General features: G+C 37.8%; 14 protein-coding genes. 2 read left to right on the forward strand and 12 right to left on the reverse strand.

Annotated elements, in window-relative coordinates:
* The 12 genes from OOZ15_RS11760 to OOZ15_RS11815 all read right to left on the reverse strand — a co-directional run.
* A partial coding sequence (locus OOZ15_RS11760; RefSeq protein WP_265956610.1) for a DUF6443 domain-containing protein occupies positions 1-1,384 on the reverse strand: 1,384 nt, incomplete at its 3' end.
* Positions 1,385-1,389: 5 nt separating this feature from the next.
* Complete coding sequence (locus OOZ15_RS11765) at positions 1,390-4,737, reverse strand: hypothetical protein (protein ID WP_265956611.1); 3,348 nt, start codon at positions 4,735-4,737, stop codon at positions 1,390-1,392.
* 68 nt (positions 4,738-4,805) lie between these two features.
* Positions 4,806-5,762, reverse strand: coding sequence for a hypothetical protein (locus OOZ15_RS11770; protein WP_265956612.1), 957 nt, complete (start codon positions 5,760-5,762; stop codon positions 4,806-4,808).
* A gap of 17 nt (positions 5,763-5,779) precedes the next feature.
* Positions 5,780-6,733: a hypothetical protein gene (locus tag OOZ15_RS11775; protein ID WP_265956613.1), complete on the reverse strand. Its 954-nt coding sequence runs from the start codon at positions 6,731-6,733 to the stop codon at positions 5,780-5,782.
* A gap of 1 nt (position 6,734) precedes the next feature.
* The gene (locus OOZ15_RS11780; protein WP_265956614.1) at positions 6,735-7,949 is read right to left on the reverse strand and encodes a hypothetical protein; all 1,215 of its coding nucleotides are present in this window, start codon (positions 7,947-7,949) and stop codon (positions 6,735-6,737) included.
* A complete protein-coding gene (locus tag OOZ15_RS11785) occupies positions 7,949-8,809 on the reverse strand; it encodes a hypothetical protein (RefSeq protein ID WP_265956615.1) in 861 nt (286 codons plus the stop codon). Before OOZ15_RS11785 ends, OOZ15_RS11780 begins: the two co-directional genes overlap by 1 nt.
* Positions 8,806-9,903: a hypothetical protein gene (locus tag OOZ15_RS11790; RefSeq protein ID WP_265956616.1), complete on the reverse strand. Its 1,098-nt coding sequence runs from the start codon at positions 9,901-9,903 to the stop codon at positions 8,806-8,808. Before OOZ15_RS11790 ends, OOZ15_RS11785 begins: the two co-directional genes overlap by 4 nt.
* A complete protein-coding gene (locus OOZ15_RS11795) occupies positions 9,900-10,793 on the reverse strand; it encodes a hypothetical protein (RefSeq protein WP_265956617.1) in 894 nt (297 codons plus the stop codon). The genes OOZ15_RS11790 and OOZ15_RS11795 overlap by 4 nt, the downstream gene beginning before the upstream one ends.
* 2 nt (positions 10,794-10,795) lie before the next feature.
* Positions 10,796-11,710 carry a hypothetical protein gene (locus OOZ15_RS11800; protein WP_265956618.1) on the reverse strand — a complete coding sequence of 305 codons (915 nt, stop codon included), beginning with the start codon at positions 11,708-11,710 and terminating at the stop codon, positions 10,796-10,798.
* Positions 11,707-12,567, reverse strand: a complete 861-nt coding sequence (locus tag OOZ15_RS11805; RefSeq protein WP_265956619.1) for a hypothetical protein — start codon at positions 12,565-12,567, stop codon at positions 11,707-11,709. The genes OOZ15_RS11800 and OOZ15_RS11805 overlap by 4 nt, the downstream gene beginning before the upstream one ends.
* A 38-nt stretch (positions 12,568-12,605) precedes the next feature.
* Positions 12,606-13,322 carry a tail fiber protein gene (locus OOZ15_RS11810; protein WP_265956620.1) on the reverse strand — a complete coding sequence of 239 codons (717 nt, stop codon included), beginning with the start codon at positions 13,320-13,322 and terminating at the stop codon, positions 12,606-12,608.
* Positions 13,319-14,149 (reverse strand): tail fiber protein, encoded by an 831-nt coding sequence (locus OOZ15_RS11815; RefSeq protein WP_265956621.1) that lies wholly within the window; start codon positions 14,147-14,149, stop codon positions 13,319-13,321. The genes OOZ15_RS11810 and OOZ15_RS11815 overlap by 4 nt, the downstream gene beginning before the upstream one ends.
* Positions 14,150-14,971: 822 nt before the next feature.
* Between OOZ15_RS11815 and OOZ15_RS11820 the strand changes: the two genes are divergently transcribed.
* Both OOZ15_RS11820 and OOZ15_RS11825 read left to right on the forward strand, forming a co-directional pair.
* On the forward strand, positions 14,972-15,256 hold the full coding sequence (locus OOZ15_RS11820; protein ID WP_265956622.1) for a type II toxin-antitoxin system TacA family antitoxin: 285 nt from the start codon (positions 14,972-14,974) through the stop codon (positions 15,254-15,256).
* Between the two features lie 2 nt (positions 15,257-15,258).
* Complete coding sequence (locus OOZ15_RS11825) at positions 15,259-15,753, forward strand: GNAT family N-acetyltransferase (RefSeq protein WP_265956623.1); 495 nt, start codon at positions 15,259-15,261, stop codon at positions 15,751-15,753.
* Positions 15,754-16,050 lie beyond the last annotated feature (297 nt).

Genomic DNA, 16,050 nt, shown 5'->3' on the forward strand with positions numbered 1-16,050 from the left:
CAAAGCTGACCGGAAAGGCATCCTTGGTATAGTAGACCGTTGTCCCCGCATAGGTGTTGGCCGTTGCCGTTTTCCTTACATATTGGTTGGAAGCTGCGTTGGCTGCCGCCTGCATTGCTGTCCTACTGCTTGTGTTGTTGGAGTCTATCCCTGTATAGGCTACCCTCCCAAAGGCATCGTAGACGGTGAACAGCCACTCATCGCCGTTCCTTTGAACGGCATCCTGGGTCAGCACCGGTTGGTCAAGGGTGTTGTACACGATATGTTCCCAGCCCTTGCCCGGTAACCTCTTCTCCACCAAACGGTTCCGTTCGTCATAACGGTACCGGTAGCACAGTTCGTTCAGTTCCGTCGCCGTCGGTTTTGCCGAGTGCGGCTCTGCCTTGGGCGGCAGTACGTACGTCAGGTTCCCGTAGTCGTCGTAGACATAATAGGTATCGTGAGCCCCCTCCGCCTCCCCCGAAGGGGGAGTGTAATTATATGTTCTTTTTAAGATCACACGCCCTTGTTTGTCCTTGAACTCTTCCGTGGTATGGTTTTTTCCATCACCCGGCTGCCAGTTCTCGTCCCTGGTCACCGTCTTGTACAGTGTGCCCGCTGTATATGACCCGTCCAGCACCAGTGAGGGCGTATAGACCTTTATGGTGTTGGCCGTCGTGACCGTTATGCTTACCCTGTACCTTTTTACCTCTGTCCCGGTATTGGCCTGGTAGTCCATCTTGATCTCCCTGCCTCCCCCAAGGCGCCAGTCATGGCCCGGGGCCGCCTGTTGCAGCACACGGTTCAACGGTGAGGCCTCAAAGCCCTTTTGGGAAAACGGGTTCGGGGCAGTGCCGGTGATATCCTCCGGGTAACGGGACACATAGTAATTGTTAGTGTTTACTTCCTGGTCCCCTGAGCGGTAGGTGCCCGGGGTGCCCGTGTTCTTGTACGGAAGCCACTCCTTGTCCTGCCTCCCGAAATCATCGTAACCGATATGGGTCACGAGGTCCTTTTTGTCCGGGGAGGCTTTTATCTCCACCTGCTGCTTCGCCCGGCCAAGGCCGTCGAAATAGGTCACGCTCTCAATGACGTCGCCGTTGAGCTGGATGCCGCCGGTGCCCGTCATCCCCCTTTGGTAGCTCCGGTTCAGGATGTAGTTCTCCGTATTGCTCAAGGTGATGTCGATATAGGCGTCCGGGACCACCTTGGCCGAAAAGCTGCTCCCCGCCTTGATCCACGTCATCGGCTTCAGGGTGATGCTCTGGGTCGCCGTATAGCTGTCGCTCTCACCGGAGTTCAGTGTATAGTCCTGTATTACCGGGTTCGGTGGCGGGGTCTGGGACCAGGCCGTCGTCGTTATGCTGAAAATGAGTAGTGCGTTGAGTAGTATTTTGGTCTTCATAGGGATCAGTTTTTATAGTGGTACTTGTATTCTTCCAAAAGCTTGCCCGTCTCGTCCTTGATGAACTCCAAACGGTTGAAGCTGTCGTAATCGTAGTCCGTCTTTACACCTCTTGGATCGGTAATGGTACTTACCCCCACCAAGGGGTCGTAGGTGTAGGTCGTCACCATCGCCCCGGACATGCTGCTGTGGTTCCTGATCTTGTTCAGTTCCGCCAGCTTCGCCGGTTCCGTACTAGTGGTACTCTCCAATACCGAAAGGTTGACCCCCGTGGCCATCACCTCCGCATAGGTTGCGTTCTCCACCTTCGCCACAGGGTACTGCCCGTTGTAGCCCCAAAAATAGCTGATAGTAGAGCCATTGACCTTTTTTACTTCCAGTGGGTTGCCCTTGGAATCATAAGAAAGGTATTCAATACGGTTTTTTAACGACTGTTTGTCTTTTGATGTCTGTATATACTCCGGCATTGTTATATTATTGGGCCAATTTCTGTAATTAGTACGTTGAACTGTTTTGGACAAAACAGTAGCGTTGTTATTCTTTAACGTGGTTTTGACCTGGACAGGAGAGGATATCCTATGCTGAAGAATCAGTTGATCAATAGCAGCTGATGCCCGGGAAGTTAAATTCTGAAGGGTAGCCTTATCAGGAGGATAAAAATAATTCGTTGTTTGTGTATATCCTTCTGTACTTGTCTCTAACTGTTTCTCCTTCATATTATAGTACGGACTAGGCCCATATGTATAATTTTCCGTAGTTGATACATCACTACTATTATCATATAACACTGTATGTCTTGATTTCAACCTTTTCTTTTGTATTATATTTTTGTATTGAGTAATTGAAATATTATCAACAGTTTCTTGAGGCACCCCTATTCCTGTATAATCAAAATTTTTGCTAAAAACAGTCGAACGCGATTCTTCCTGATGGACAATGGAATATTTATAACTTTCTTTTTTAACCTTATTAAATATATTGTTTTTATGCTCGTAGTAATTAACGGAATCCACCACTCCAAAAAACACATCACTTACATTCGTATATGGTGTATTAGGGATTTCTGGGGGTCTAATAATTGCAGGTTTGGAATCATTAACGTAGTGAAAATATCTTTCTATAGCCCCATTGTTATTTTGAGCTTCTTCTAATATTTCTGAAACTACCGAATAATAATTAGATTGCTTTCTGTTATTATATAGAGATTGAAGGCTTCCAACGGATATAAAATACCGTTCTTTTTCCAAAGAATTCAAATACATAACATCCGACTGACATGTAGCAAAACCTACACCTGATTCATTACTGCAACATTCGGGTACGCAATTTTTTTCAACCATATAAAAACTCGAGAATTTAGGCTCGTTAATAATATTCAAACTAGTGTTTTGAGCACCTAATTGTGCCATAGAATTATAATGGAAGCTTCTTTTATTATATTCATTAGTACCATCAAAGTCACTAATTTGCTTAACTCTTACTCCTCCTGAAAGCCCTATTTCTTCTACCTGTTCCGTTTCCCTGTTATACCATATATCTGCCCTTCCGGATATTTGACTAAATTTAGAACTTACAGTAAATGTAATTTCATAAGTATGACCGTTGACCGTACAAATAGGTTTATTATATTCATTATACCCCCCACACTGTAAGATGGGATCGGTTTTAACGTTTTCTCCCTGGTCTCTGGAAAATGCTCTTATCGTTTCCCCAGTGGTAAGATCTCTTATACTCAAAGAATATTGATCATGGAGCGGATCCGGTTCACTGTTGCATATATATGTATCAACAGTTGCGTTAACATTGTAATTTATTGGAGAACCATTTGAAACAAAAGTAAAAGAATCAGAGGCATTAGTTATTACATTGCATTCTTTGGATAAGTATATTGAATGCGATTCCTCGTCTTCACTATCTACCAATACAACATCTGAATTGCCTTCATACACAACCTCTGTATGTCCCCCTGTTGGATAAGTTATTTTGCTTAAAACCCCATATTTTGCTTGTTCCGGGTTTGGATCCTGATTGGCCCCTAACAAATAACTGGCATACCTTCTGGCTATCTCATAAGCTTTAGGATCTTTAGGATAGGCAAACGGTTTAGTATTGTTTGCTCCATTATAATATCCATAAATATCTTTATTATAACTAAGCCTACATGGCAAACTTTCTTTATTATAATATTCAAACTTATATTCATGATTCTTACTCCCTTGACTATTCTTTTTTATTAAACTCGAGAGAAAGATTCTATATTTAAGCGAATTATCCCCACTTAATTTATCGTCGAAATGGTTTGAAGATGTTGTAGTAACATGATTAAGTTTAAAAGACTCTATAGGATTATTATTGTAGTATAGAATAACTTGATCCAATAGCGCTCCGTTTCCGTTTATCATATCTAACCTATTGTCCAGATAGTTAAAAACTATCTTGGAATCATTCGCTATGATTTCCGAAATAATAGGAGCAGATATTCTATTATATGACACACATTTCTGATGGTTATAGTCATAGCTTTTAGCAGATGGAGAGCAATAACAATCTTCTTCTAAAGTAAGGTTATTTGAAATAGCAGTGGCATAATACAAAGAGTTTTTTTGATACCTAAAAGTTACCTGTCTATTTGTAGGTGAAATAATTTTTGATAAATACCAGGCCGATATATATGTATCTCTAATGTGACTGCATGTATTCGAGCTTAAATTAGTTTCTTTATACTCGTCCAGCCCTCCAAAAATATATTTATAACCATTTTCATCGGTAATTTCGAAGGAACTAAAACCGTTATTTGTAATTAGTATGGGACTATCACTATCAACTGTAATATTCAGATCTTCATCCATATAAAACTTCCCACTAATACCATTGACATTGAAAGAAAACCAATCCTGCTCGGTATCATAGCTTTGATCCTCACTTGAAGCCGCTGTCTTCACCTTATTATAATCTTGGCTAAAGTCTATCGTTGTTGGATACCATCTATACATAGCTTTTTCGTCGGGTTCATCCCTTACTACTCTGGAAATAACCCCCCCAGCATTTAGAACCCAATCTGTTCCTACAACAGAACTTAATTTATCTATTTTTACCCCGTCACTAAAATAGTCTAAAGACGTTTGTATTATTATATCCCCATTCTTTAAACCAAATAAGGGAACAGAATAATTAAATCCTCCGGTAGAACCATTCAAGGGAATGTTTCCAAATGTCGCGAATGCAAATGCATCAGGAGAGGGAGGAACAATATCTGGAAGTTGAACCCCTTCTGTTTCTTGTCCAAACATTAAACAACATGAACAAATAAAGGCTATAAAATTGTACTTCTTAATTTTGATCAAAATTTTCATTTTTTATTTATATAGTTTTTAACAGTTATTTTTTTATGTCCCTAAATACTTATAAAGAACTTGTCTTTTTAATCATTAATTTGTTTTTTAAGTTTTTGTATTTCCTTTTGTTGTTTAACAGTCTCTTTTTTTAATTCAATTACATATAATGTCAACTCCTCTATCTTCTGCAATAATTGAATTTGAAAAACACCGACATTTACTCCTTCGGCTTCCATCTCTTCTGCTGAAGGGATTTCAGGTAAATGCTTGTTTTTATTTACATATTTCTCAATTGAGTCAAGATTTGGCAAACTATAATCTTCTTCAAAAACAAAGTCGGCTGTTGGGGTAGTAGTTACTTTTATTTCCTTAGCCTCTAATTTTCCGTTTATAGCTTGATCTCCCCTATTGTTGAGGAGTTTCGCCCAACTTCCATTGCCATTTACATCAGTGCTCCGAAAATACATTGTAGGAGAAGCAGAGGAATTTTTTATGGCAATTTGCCCGGAATACCTATAATTAGCATTATTAGTACCGTGGTTCATGTTCAATCCCCAGAACCAACCATAAGGCTCAGGAGCATTTGCAGCTTCAAAGCTCTCATAAAATCCACTCTGCCATATGGTATTCCAGTCAGTAATTCTTAGTGGATCATTGAGCATTAACTTTTGGGCCAAAATATTACCAGATACATGGAGTTTTTCCAGTGGTGCAGCCGTTCCTATACCTACGTTTCCCCCTTGAATTTCTAAAATGTCATTTCCCCTTAATATCAATCTCATATCATAATCACTCAATGCATCATTACTAAAATCGATAAATGGAACTCCTGTGCCCCTTAGCTCTATGGAAGCACCTTGAGCATTTGATAATTCTGCTCCGGTTCCCCATGTAAGGGTTCCATTGATATCCAACGATGATCTGGGAGTTGTCGTCCCAATCCCTACATTATCACTTGTAGTCAAAGAACTTCCGTTATCTGTCCACTGTGCGTGCGACTTCATCATAATGATTACCAATATGAAAAATAGTATTCTTCTCATTTTTTAATTTTTTGTTCCTATTTATTCTTTTTTGACTCCAACACTAATTCTTCCAGTTTTTCTATCCGCTTTTGTTGCTCAATGGTATACAACATCAACTCCTCAATTTTCTGTAATAGCTTTGCATCCATTTCTCCTAGATAGATTCCATTTTCTTCTACTTCTTTGGCAGAGGGGACATCTTTTAAGTGGCCTTTTTCTTTAATATGCTGTTCTACTTCTTCAAGAGTCGGGAGGTCATAATCTTTTTCAAAAACGAAGTCACTCCAGTTGGTTTGCAATACAACTTTTACTTCTTCCGCTATCGCTTTGCCCCCTACGGCCAACACATAACCATTTGGTATATGATCAGTATTCATCCCGATCTTTCCATTGCTCTGCACTTTCATCCTAATATTGCCATTCCCATCTTCTAATTGCATTATTCTTGGATAATTTGTAGACTGGCTTCCTCCATAACCATTCTTAATTAGAAGACCTAAAGATTGTCCACCCCCATTTATAATCTTTGTACTCCATATATTATTGATACTTTTATTAACCTCAAGTACAGCGCTGGGAGTATCAGTTCCTATACCTACATTTCCACCATTAAAAAATGAATTTCCATTGGAGTGGATTAAGAATTTTCTTTCCACACTATCATTCCTTCCTGTAATATAACCATCAGACTGTCCATTCATAGCCACTCTATAACCTCCATCCCTAAGAACGGATATAAGTCCGTAGCCATTTATAATTCCAGCTCTTAAACGAGTGAAACTTGTATTATCATCAGAATTGAGAAAGTTTAATCGCTTATTATTACCATCATAATAGATTTTGACATGAGTGCCATCATCATAAGTAGCATTGTATGGCTGAATGGTAAAATAGTTACTCGTATGGTTTAGAATCCCTGAGTAGGTAGTTTGGGAAAATGAGATGGTTTGATATAAAAGCACAGATACTATGAGTAGGAATTTTTTCATTTTATTTTTCATTAATTAGTTGGGTTAATTTTTTTTCCAGTTCATCTACTTTTTCAAGTTTAGCTTCAAGAGTCTTTATCTTTTTCTCCTGCTCGATCGTATAAAGCGTCAACTCCTCTATCTTCTGCAACAACTTTGCATCCATCTCTCCCAAATAAATCCCATTTTCTTCTACTTCTTTAGCTGAAGGGATATTTTTTAGATGACCCTTTTCCTGAATATGTTGTTCGACTTCTTCAAGAGTTGGGAGTGTATAGGTGTCTTCAAAAACAAAGTCGCTCCAGCCATCAACATCCACTTTCACTTCTTTACTCACTAACCTCCCTTTTATACCTAAATTACCTGTATCCCCGTCCAAATACATGCTATAGTAATTGGGAGTAGATGCCGTATTTCCTCCTGTTCCCCAATAGAAATTGCCATTGGTATGCATTCCAAACATTAATTCATCTTCTTCGCCTGGATGAAATATAATAGCTCCAGAACCCCCATTTATAAATTCAACTCGATTTGAAAAGTTATTCACGGAGCCTGATGGATTACTGGAGTCTATGCTCAAACTGTTTACTTTTGTAACTCCATTTACATCCAATTTTGCTGTAGGGTTATTTGTTCCAACACCTACATTTCCGCCATTAAAAAAAGTAGGCAAATTATTAGCAGAAGCAATACGTATTCTTTTTTCATGAGTATTTTCATCTATAGCCTGATAGAACTCTAATCCGGAGTATAATTCCCCAGAGGAACTTCCTCCTGGTTTGAACTCTACTACGTTATGTGCATATCTCCCTGTTTTAGTTCCCATAACAAGAGAATGTCCTTTCCAGTTTAACCGTGAAACCCCCCTGCCATTTATAGTTTCTTGTCCCCATATCATAACATCTCCATGAATTTGAAGCTTAGATTGTGGGGTTTTTGTTCCTATTCCAACATTTCCACCCCCTGATGGGAATACTATAAAATTTCCCGTTCCTGTTTTGAATGTTATATCTCTATTTTGATAAGTAAAAATTGAAAAGTCATCTCCGTCACCAAAGCTGTTTTCCGCTTCGTTCCACATAAATCCTGCAAAATAATTTGAGGGATCTCCAAAACGGATAAACTTGTATGGCTCTGTACTCCCTAGTTTTGGATTTAAATACCCAACATCGAGTGTCTGTGAAAAACAGAGCTGAATGCTTAACATCCAAAACAATACTATAATCTTACTCTTCATTATTGCTTTTTTAGTTGGTTAATTTCCTTTCTTAATTCCTTTATCGCTTCCTCTTGGTATTCTATGATTTTTTGTTGTTGTATGGTATACAGCATCAATTCTTCTATTTTTTGCAACAGTTTGGCATCCATCTCCCCAAGGTAAACCCCATTCTCTTTTACCTCTTTAGCTGAAGGGATATCTTTTAAGTGGCCTTTTTCTTGGATATGCAGTTCTACTTCTTCCAGAGTTGGCAAACTGTAATCGTTTTCAAAAACGAAGTCACTCCATCCGGAGGCTTGAATTTTTACTTCGCGAGCACCTATGGAACCTTCAACGGCTAATTTGTGAGGGCCTGTGGTGTTTGTCCCTATTCCAATACTTCCATCACTTTTAACAATCATTCTTTGTTGAGTCCCTCCACTACTATTAGATGTTTTGAAAATAATATCCGCTCCAGGTGAATTGTTGTTCTCAATTTCTATCTCTCCTCTTGTATAACCATTATTAGAAACCCCTATCCTTACATTCCTAGATGTAGTGTTATTTGTCAGAATATAATTCCCCCATTCACCTTCGATAATACTTCCCTCATTCGGCAGCATAGATTCTTTTACTATGTTAAGACTATTATTAACTCTTAAACTATTATTCAACCTAATGCTACCTTCAGAATTCATTATAAAATAAGAAGCGTTAGAATGATGAAACCTTAAGCTCCCTGCATAATTATCAATTTTCCAAGAGTTGTAACTCTCGTTACTTTTCTTTAATATTATTTCGCCACCTTCTTTGTCAGCATCTTGAGGATTCACCACCAAGGTCTGTGAGAATGAACATGAAAAAATCAATAAAAAAGCTAAAAAGAATAATGTTTTCATTTATCAAGTGTATTTATAAATTGATTTAATTTCTTTTCTAACTCCTCAATTTTTTGAGATTGTTTTTTTAATTCGGCTATTTCTGCTTTAAGTTCTTTGATTTCCTTTTCCTGCTCTATATTTTCCGTTTCATGATTTTTGTTTACGCTTTGTTGCTGTTTTATTTCTCTTTCTTGCTCAATGGTATAAAGCGTGAGTTCTTCAATTTTTTGTAGCAACTTTGCATCCATCTCTCCCAGATATATCCCATTCTTTTCTACTTCTTCCGCTGAAGGAATATCCTGTAAATGCCCTTTTTCTTGAATATGCCGTTCCACTTCCTCAAGAGTTGGGAGGTCATAATTTTTTTCAAAAACAAAATCGCTCCAATTACTGGCTTCAACCTTTACTTCCCTAGCCCCAACAGACCCCTCCACAGCAAGTTTGTGAGAACCTGTATTAACTGTCCCAATTCCCAGTTTTCCTTTAATTAATGACATATAAGCTTCCGAACCATTGCCCCAAGATTGAACATCATCATATGGGTCTCTTTCCCACCAAGTTCTTGTGTTTACTCCAGGAGTTAAAAATGAAGCATCAATACTAATTCCGTTATGCAACCTTGCCTGCAGCCAGCCAGTTCCATTAGCATCTCTCAATAGCCAAGTATTTTCCATAAAATGATGGGAAGACCTTCCCTGAAGTCGATAAAGAAGATGAAAATCTCCAGCATTATTTCCTAAAATATCAGAATCATATATATGAAGTTTCGCCTGAGGGTTTGAAGCTCCAATTCCTACATCACTATTTTCATTAAGGATTATAGCATGAGATCCTTTTTGATAATTGTATAAACTAAACTTACCCTGAGAAGGGTAATTTGCCAGAAAACCCCAAGTTGTTACACCCGAATCTTGGAATCTTATAATAGAAGGATCCCCATCCGTGGCTGTATTAATATGGATTCTTGAATCCGAATTGACATCTGATTTAACTTCAAGTGTTGAAGAAGGGTTTGTAGTCCCGATCCCCACATTTCCTGAATCGGGAAAAGTATTGGTCTGGGACCAACTAAATATCGGTATCAAGAGATATAAAAAGTAAAGTTTTCTCATTTCTTATTCTTTATTGTTTCTATTTCTTTTTTTAGTTCTGCAACTATTTCTGTGAAATTTTCTTCTTGCTGCTTCAGGAGTTCTTGTTGCTCTTTTATCATTTTTTGCTGTGCTATAGTATAAAGCGTCAACTCTTCTACCTTTTGCAACAACTTAGCGTCCATCTCCCCGAGGTAAATCCCATTTTCCTCTACTTCTTTAGCAGAAGGAATATCCTTTAAGTGACCTTTTTCTTGAATATGCTGTTCTACTTCTTCCAGAGTTGGGAGTGAATAAGCATCTTCAAAAACGAAGTCACTCCAATCTGTATCAACTTTGATTTCTTTGGCATGGACTTTTCCATTTACAGCCAATTTTGAGTCAGGGTTCGAAGTCCCTATACCAACATTACCCCGGTCTATTCTCATATATTCAATAAAATCTTGTCCATCGGTTGATGTGCCACCTGCTCCGAAAATTATTCTTTTATCAGAGTCCAATGTGTTAACCTGATCGGCTATAAAAACCAACTTCATATTAGCACTTACAACTGTCTCCCTCAAAGCACTCACCTGTCTTAACGAACTACCAATATATGTGTCTCCCCATCCTATATTTCCTAAAACCGTTAGTTTCTTAGATGGGGTTACAGTTCCTATACCTACTTTCCCACTTCCGTCTATTATAAGGTTAGAGGCTCCACCCCCATCACTAAACTCTATTGCTTCTTGGTATTTTGAATTCATTAGAAACCCTCTCCCTATTTCATACACTATTGAAGGATCTGCTCCTTCTACATTAAAGAACAGTTTACTTAGCTGAGTTGAAGGGTTTTGCCATGTTTGGGAATTGACAAAACCCGGGCTTAATGACAATGTCATAATCACTATAGAGAATAATCTTGTTTTCATATCTATTTATTTTCTTTTAAATCATTCATTTGAACTTGTAATTTTGCAACCACTTCTTCTAAATATTTTAATCTTAGGTTTTCTTTTTTTAGCTTTTTTATTTCTTTTTCTTGCTCTATTGTATATAAAGTCAACTCCTCAATTTTTTGCAACAGTTTGGCATCCATTTCTCCAAGGTAAATCCCGTTTTCCTCAACTTCTTCTGCTGATGGTATATCCTGTAAATATCCTTTTTCTTTGATGTGTTGTTCTACTTCATCAAGAGTCGGGAGGTCATAATCCTTTTCGAAGACGAAGTCGCTCCAATCGGTATCAACTTTGATTTCTTTGGCGCGGATTTGTCCATTGACAGCTAGTTTCCAGCTACCGGGATTCTCAGTCCCTATTCCGATATTTCCCGTATTTGTAAATCTCACTATTTCCTTATACCCAAATCCATCAGTATTACTCGAAAACACCAAATCTCCCGACCCCCAAGGACTCCTACCCTGTCCTTGGATCTTCCAATGTTGAAACCTGCTCCTGTTGTCAGTAGCATAACCCGATGATTTAAAAACGATCCCGTAAGAATCAGTAGTCGTATTTGGGGTTGATGAGAGATTCGTATTCAGTAGTATATTTCCAAAGACATCCAGTTTCGAAGCAGGAATAGAAGTGCCGATGCCTATATTACCGTTACTACCATTTATGAGTAACCTAGTGCTCCCATTAAGGTTGAACAACAAATTGTTAACCATTGCATCTACACTCCCTATGTAAAGGTTATTGCTGCTGTTAATACCCAGAGTCCTTGTGTTGACTCCCGTATTTGTTTTTGCATATAAGTATTTCGCATTGTCGAGATACATATTATCCCCATTTTGTGATTGGGCAACCTGCAATAGCAGTAGGGTTATTATTACAACAATTGTTCTCATTTTATCTTATACTTTTTAAAGTGCTCTTCCAGTAATTCCACCCGTTTCTTCAACTCATCCATCTCCTTCAGCTTTTCCTCCTGTTGTAAGGTATATAAAGTCAACTCCTCAATTTTTTGCAACAGTTTGGCATCCATCTCTCCAAGGTAAATCCCGTTTTCCTCAACTTCTTCTGCTGATGGTATATCCTGTAAATGTCCTTTTTCTTTGATGTGTTGTTCTACTTCCTGAAGGGTTGGAAGGGCATAATTTTTTTCGAAAACAAAGTCGCTCCAATCGGTATCAACTTTGATTTCTTTGGCACGGATCTGTCCATTGACAGCTAGTTTCCAGCTACCGGGATTTGGAGTACCTATACCAACATTACCATTCTCCTTTATTATCATTTTTAAATCATGTCCTGTATCATTGACTTTTAGAAATTTTATTAAATCCCCGTTCTTTGCTCCTATGTGAAGTGTATTCATACCATATATTTCATTGGGATCCATTATCAAGCCACCGCCTATATTAACATAACTGTTATCTGGATTCCATTTAGCTCCTATTGTCCCTGTATCTACAATATGAAGTTTCCCTATTGGATTTATAGTCCCAAAACCTACATTACCATTATTCTCAACAGTAAGTTTTATATTTTGATTAGCAGCACTCGTGCCGCTTGACAGTCTTAATATAGGTATGGTTTCGTCTGTAGAGGCCTGATTGATATATACGGCCGCACCATTTCCATTTCTAACAAAATGGTGATAATCGGTATTTCCTCCAACGGTCTTAAAAACCCCTGTATAGGTCTGGGAGTATGAATGGTAGACGAAGAGTAGTAATACTGAAAAAAATAGTTTATACTTAATCATTATTGCAGTTTTAGTTAGGTTAGGTTTTATTTATTCTTTCATTCTGTGTAAAGTTTTTCCAAGGTTTCAATTTTCTTTGATTGAGTTTCTATTAATTTTTGCTGTTCTATCGTGTACAACATCAACTCTTCAATCTTCTGCAACAACTTTGCATTCATATCACCTAGATAAATCCCGTTTTCTTCTACTTCTTTAGCGGAAGGGATATCTTTTAAGTGCCCTTTTTCCTGAATGTGTTGTTCGACTTCTTCAAGAGTTGGCAAGTTGTAGTCATTTTCAAACACAAAGTCGCTCCAACCGGAAGCTTCAACCTTTACCTCTCGTGCTCCAATTGAGCCTTCGACGGCAAGTTTGTGGGAAGATGTTGTGCTTGTTCCTATTCCAACACTTCCGTTTCCATTTATTCTTATTCTTTCAATCCCATTTGTTGAAAAACCAAGAAATCCGCCTGAAGTAGAACCTCCCCTGTAAAAAGATATAAACCCATTATTCTCATTAGTATTATATTTAAGGCCTAGTCTAAAAACTTCTGTATATACTTCTCTTCCCAAGGACTTAGTGTACAGGGAAAATGCTGTTTCAGAACTATTGGCTAGGATAGCTCCATATGAATTATTTCCATTAAATATATGGAGTTTGGCTTGAGGACTTGTAGTACCAACACCTACATTACCGGAATTCGGGAAAGTATTTGTCTGCGAAAAGCCATAACCCGATACTATGCAAAATATGACTGAAAGTAATTTTTTAATCATTTTATTTTCTTTTTTATTGATTCAATCTGTTCACTTAATTCAATATTCTGTTTTTCGAGTTTTTCAAGTCTGGACAAAAGTGCTTTGATAAATTTATTTTGTTGATCATTCTGTTTGTGCTGCTCTATGGCATACAAAGTCAATTCTTCGATTTTCTCCAGAAGCTTCAGGTTCATTTCCTTTAGGTGGATTCCCTCTTCTTCCATTTCCTTAGCAGAAGGAATGTTGGGTAAATGGCCTTCACTTTGGATAAACATCTGAACTTCTTCCAAAGTTTTAAGTTCGTAATCCTCCTTAAACACATAATCGGGAGCAACCGCTCCGTTTAGATCTACTTTGACTTCTCGGGCATGGATATTGCCTTTTACAGCTAATTCCGAATCAGGGTTAAGAGTGCCTATACCCACTTTTCCATTTACTGCAAGGTGAACACCTACCGGTATGGCCTGTGATGCCAGATATCCGATAGCTACTCCCCTGTATTGCGACTTAACGCCGACATCAGGTTGCAAATGAAGTGATGAATAATATTGACCATAAGTTTCTTCACTAGCATGGCGTGACAATATCCAGGATTTTCTATCATTAAAGCCCCTAGAATTCCCAATTTCCAATTCATTATTACTAGTTCGAATTGATTGAACAATATCCCCTGAACTGGTTAAACTAGGATAACTAGCTGTAGCAGGTGGTAAATAAAGAGATAATATTGAGTTAGGATTGTTGGTTCCTATTCCTACATTACCAGAATCAGGAAAAGTATTGGTTTGAGAAAAAACAAACAATGGCATTAAAAACAAGGATAGCAATAAGTGATTTCTTCTCATTTTATATTCTTTTTAGTTGATGTCGAGACGGGAGTGAGGTATAAACCACTAGCGATTTCACCCGGACTTAAATTTTCAGGATATTGCTTTTGGGCATATGCCCCTGTATATATAATCGTGATTAAAAAGAATAAGAGAATATCCTTTGTTTGAAGATAAACAATCATAGTAGGTCGTCAGGTTTATAGGTTACAAAATTTAGAATGAGGGAATACTAAACCATGTATTTAGGCTCTAAAATATAAAATTTTCTTAAAACAAAAGAGAAGATGTGAAAAAAAAATTTTACATCCCTGTTCTTTTCTTTGATTAGGCTATTTGACTCTGGTAGAATTCCTTTAACTACTCTTTATTCTTTTTTAGCTTCTTCTTTAATCATTAAAATGGAGTATGATGCCACCCTGAGCTAAGCCTGTACTGAGTGTAGTCGAAGTATCGAAACATTTTCAGGAAGTAGTTGATGAAAGTTTCCAAATTCCAAAAAGGTTGTGAAGTCAGAAGTCAGAAGTCAGAAGTCAGAAGTCAGAAGTCGGGAGTGACTGACATAAGATACCGCAAAGTCGAGAAGCCTGAAGTTTCAGGATGCGAGGCAGCAGGACTAATTAGGGTCTGTTAATACTACACACTCAAAGCGGCTTTTTGGTTTATTTTCCGCCTCTCTTCGTTATTTTTTCCTCATTTGACGCTGCCAAATTCGTCAAAAATGCCTCGATAGACATAAAATATCCTCAAAAATCTATCATTTCTGGTAGTGTTAACAGACCCTAGAATCTAAATTTTATTTGTACGGTTAATTTCCGTACATTTGTATAGATCAAAGAAATGATGGAAGCACATTTAAGTAAAGATGAACGCATTGAACTAAGAGTATCTTCTAAGGACAAGAGAATTTTTAAAAGAGCTCAAAAGTTAAGTGGTGACAAGTCCTTTAGCAGTTTTATTGTAAGAATAGTCAAAAAACATGCGGAAGAAATTGTCTCAAAGAATGACAGGATCATAGCTACTGAAAAAGACCGACAGGTGTTTTTTGATGCTGTATTTGGGAACAGTAAACCAAATCAAAATTTGGTTGAAGCAGCGAAAAAATACAAATCGAAAACATCCTAAAAGTGGTGGTTACTTTATTAGAAAGGGCTCATAACAGGAAGTGTTTTGAATGTGAAGAACAATCCTTAACCGATTACATACGAAAACAAGTAAGTCAAGATATTAAAAAAAGATTGACAACTTGTTTTGTTGCTACTGACAAAGATCAAAATGTAATTGGTTATTATACATTGACAAGCGAGAGTCTTGGAAGAGATTTGATTCCCGAAAAATTTATTAAAAAAGTACCCAAGAACTATAACGCTCCGGTAATCTTATTAGGTCGGTTGGCGAGAGACATTACAGCCAAAGGTAGCGGTCTTGGAGAACATCTTTTATTAGATGCTTTGTTCAGGGCTTATACGTTATCTCAAAAAAGTATTGGTGCTATGGCCGTAGTGGTTGATCCAATCAATGAATATGCCGTAGCGTTTTATAAAAAGTACGGATTTGAGCAATTACCTGATAGTGAAAAAATGTTTCTTCCTATGAATGTGATTGGACATTTAATGAAGTGATTGGGGAGTAGTTATTTAAAGTTTAAAATTCAAGGTTCAAGGTTTAAGGTTTAAGGTTTAAGGTTTAAGGTTTAAGGTTTAAGGTTTAAGGTTTAAGGTTTAAGGTTTAAGGTTTAAGGTTTAAGGTTTAAGGTTCAAGGTTTAAGGTTCAAGGTTCAAGGTTCAAGGTTCAAGGTTCAAGGTTCAAGGTTCAAGGTTCAAGGTTCAAGGTTCAAGGTTCAAGGTTCAAGGTTCAAGGTTCAAGGTTCAAGGTTCAAGGTTCAAGGTTCAAGGTTCAAGGTTCAAGGTTCAAGGTTC

It is taken from the genome of Galbibacter kalidii (genome assembly GCF_026241135.1).
Lineage (GTDB): Bacteria > Bacteroidota > Bacteroidia > Flavobacteriales > Flavobacteriaceae > Galbibacter.

Bases quoted from the DNA above. Each gene is read 5' to 3' on its own strand.
- OOZ15_RS11800 (WP_265956618.1), bottom strand. From the start codon at position 11,710: ATGAGAACAATTGTTGTAATAATAACCCTACTGCTATTGCAGGTTGCC.
- OOZ15_RS11815 (WP_265956621.1), bottom strand. From the start codon at position 14,149: ATGAGAAGAAATCACTTATTGCTATCCTTGTTTTTAATGCCATTGTTT.
- OOZ15_RS11770 (WP_265956612.1), bottom strand. From the start codon at position 5,762: ATGAGAAGAATACTATTTTTCATATTGGTAATCATTATGATGAAGTCG.
- OOZ15_RS11785 (WP_265956615.1), bottom strand. From the start codon at position 8,809: ATGAAAACATTATTCTTTTTAGCTTTTTTATTGATTTTTTCATGTTCA.
- OOZ15_RS11795 (WP_265956617.1), bottom strand. From the start codon at position 10,793: ATGAAAACAAGATTATTCTCTATAGTGATTATGACATTGTCATTAAGC.
- OOZ15_RS11765 (WP_265956611.1), bottom strand. From the start codon at position 4,737: ATGAAAATTTTGATCAAAATTAAGAAGTACAATTTTATAGCCTTTATT.
- OOZ15_RS11805 (WP_265956619.1), bottom strand. From the start codon at position 12,567: ATGATTAAGTATAAACTATTTTTTTCAGTATTACTACTCTTCGTCTAC.
- OOZ15_RS11790 (WP_265956616.1), bottom strand. From the start codon at position 9,903: ATGAGAAAACTTTACTTTTTATATCTCTTGATACCGATATTTAGTTGG.
- OOZ15_RS11775 (WP_265956613.1), bottom strand. From the start codon at position 6,733: ATGAAAAAATTCCTACTCATAGTATCTGTGCTTTTATATCAAACCATC.
- OOZ15_RS11810 (WP_265956620.1), bottom strand. From the start codon at position 13,322: ATGATTAAAAAATTACTTTCAGTCATATTTTGCATAGTATCGGGTTAT.
- OOZ15_RS11780 (WP_265956614.1), bottom strand. From the start codon at position 7,949: ATGAAGAGTAAGATTATAGTATTGTTTTGGATGTTAAGCATTCAGCTC.
- OOZ15_RS11820 (WP_265956622.1), top strand. From the start codon at position 14,972: ATGATGGAAGCACATTTAAGTAAAGATGAACGCATTGAACTAAGAGTA.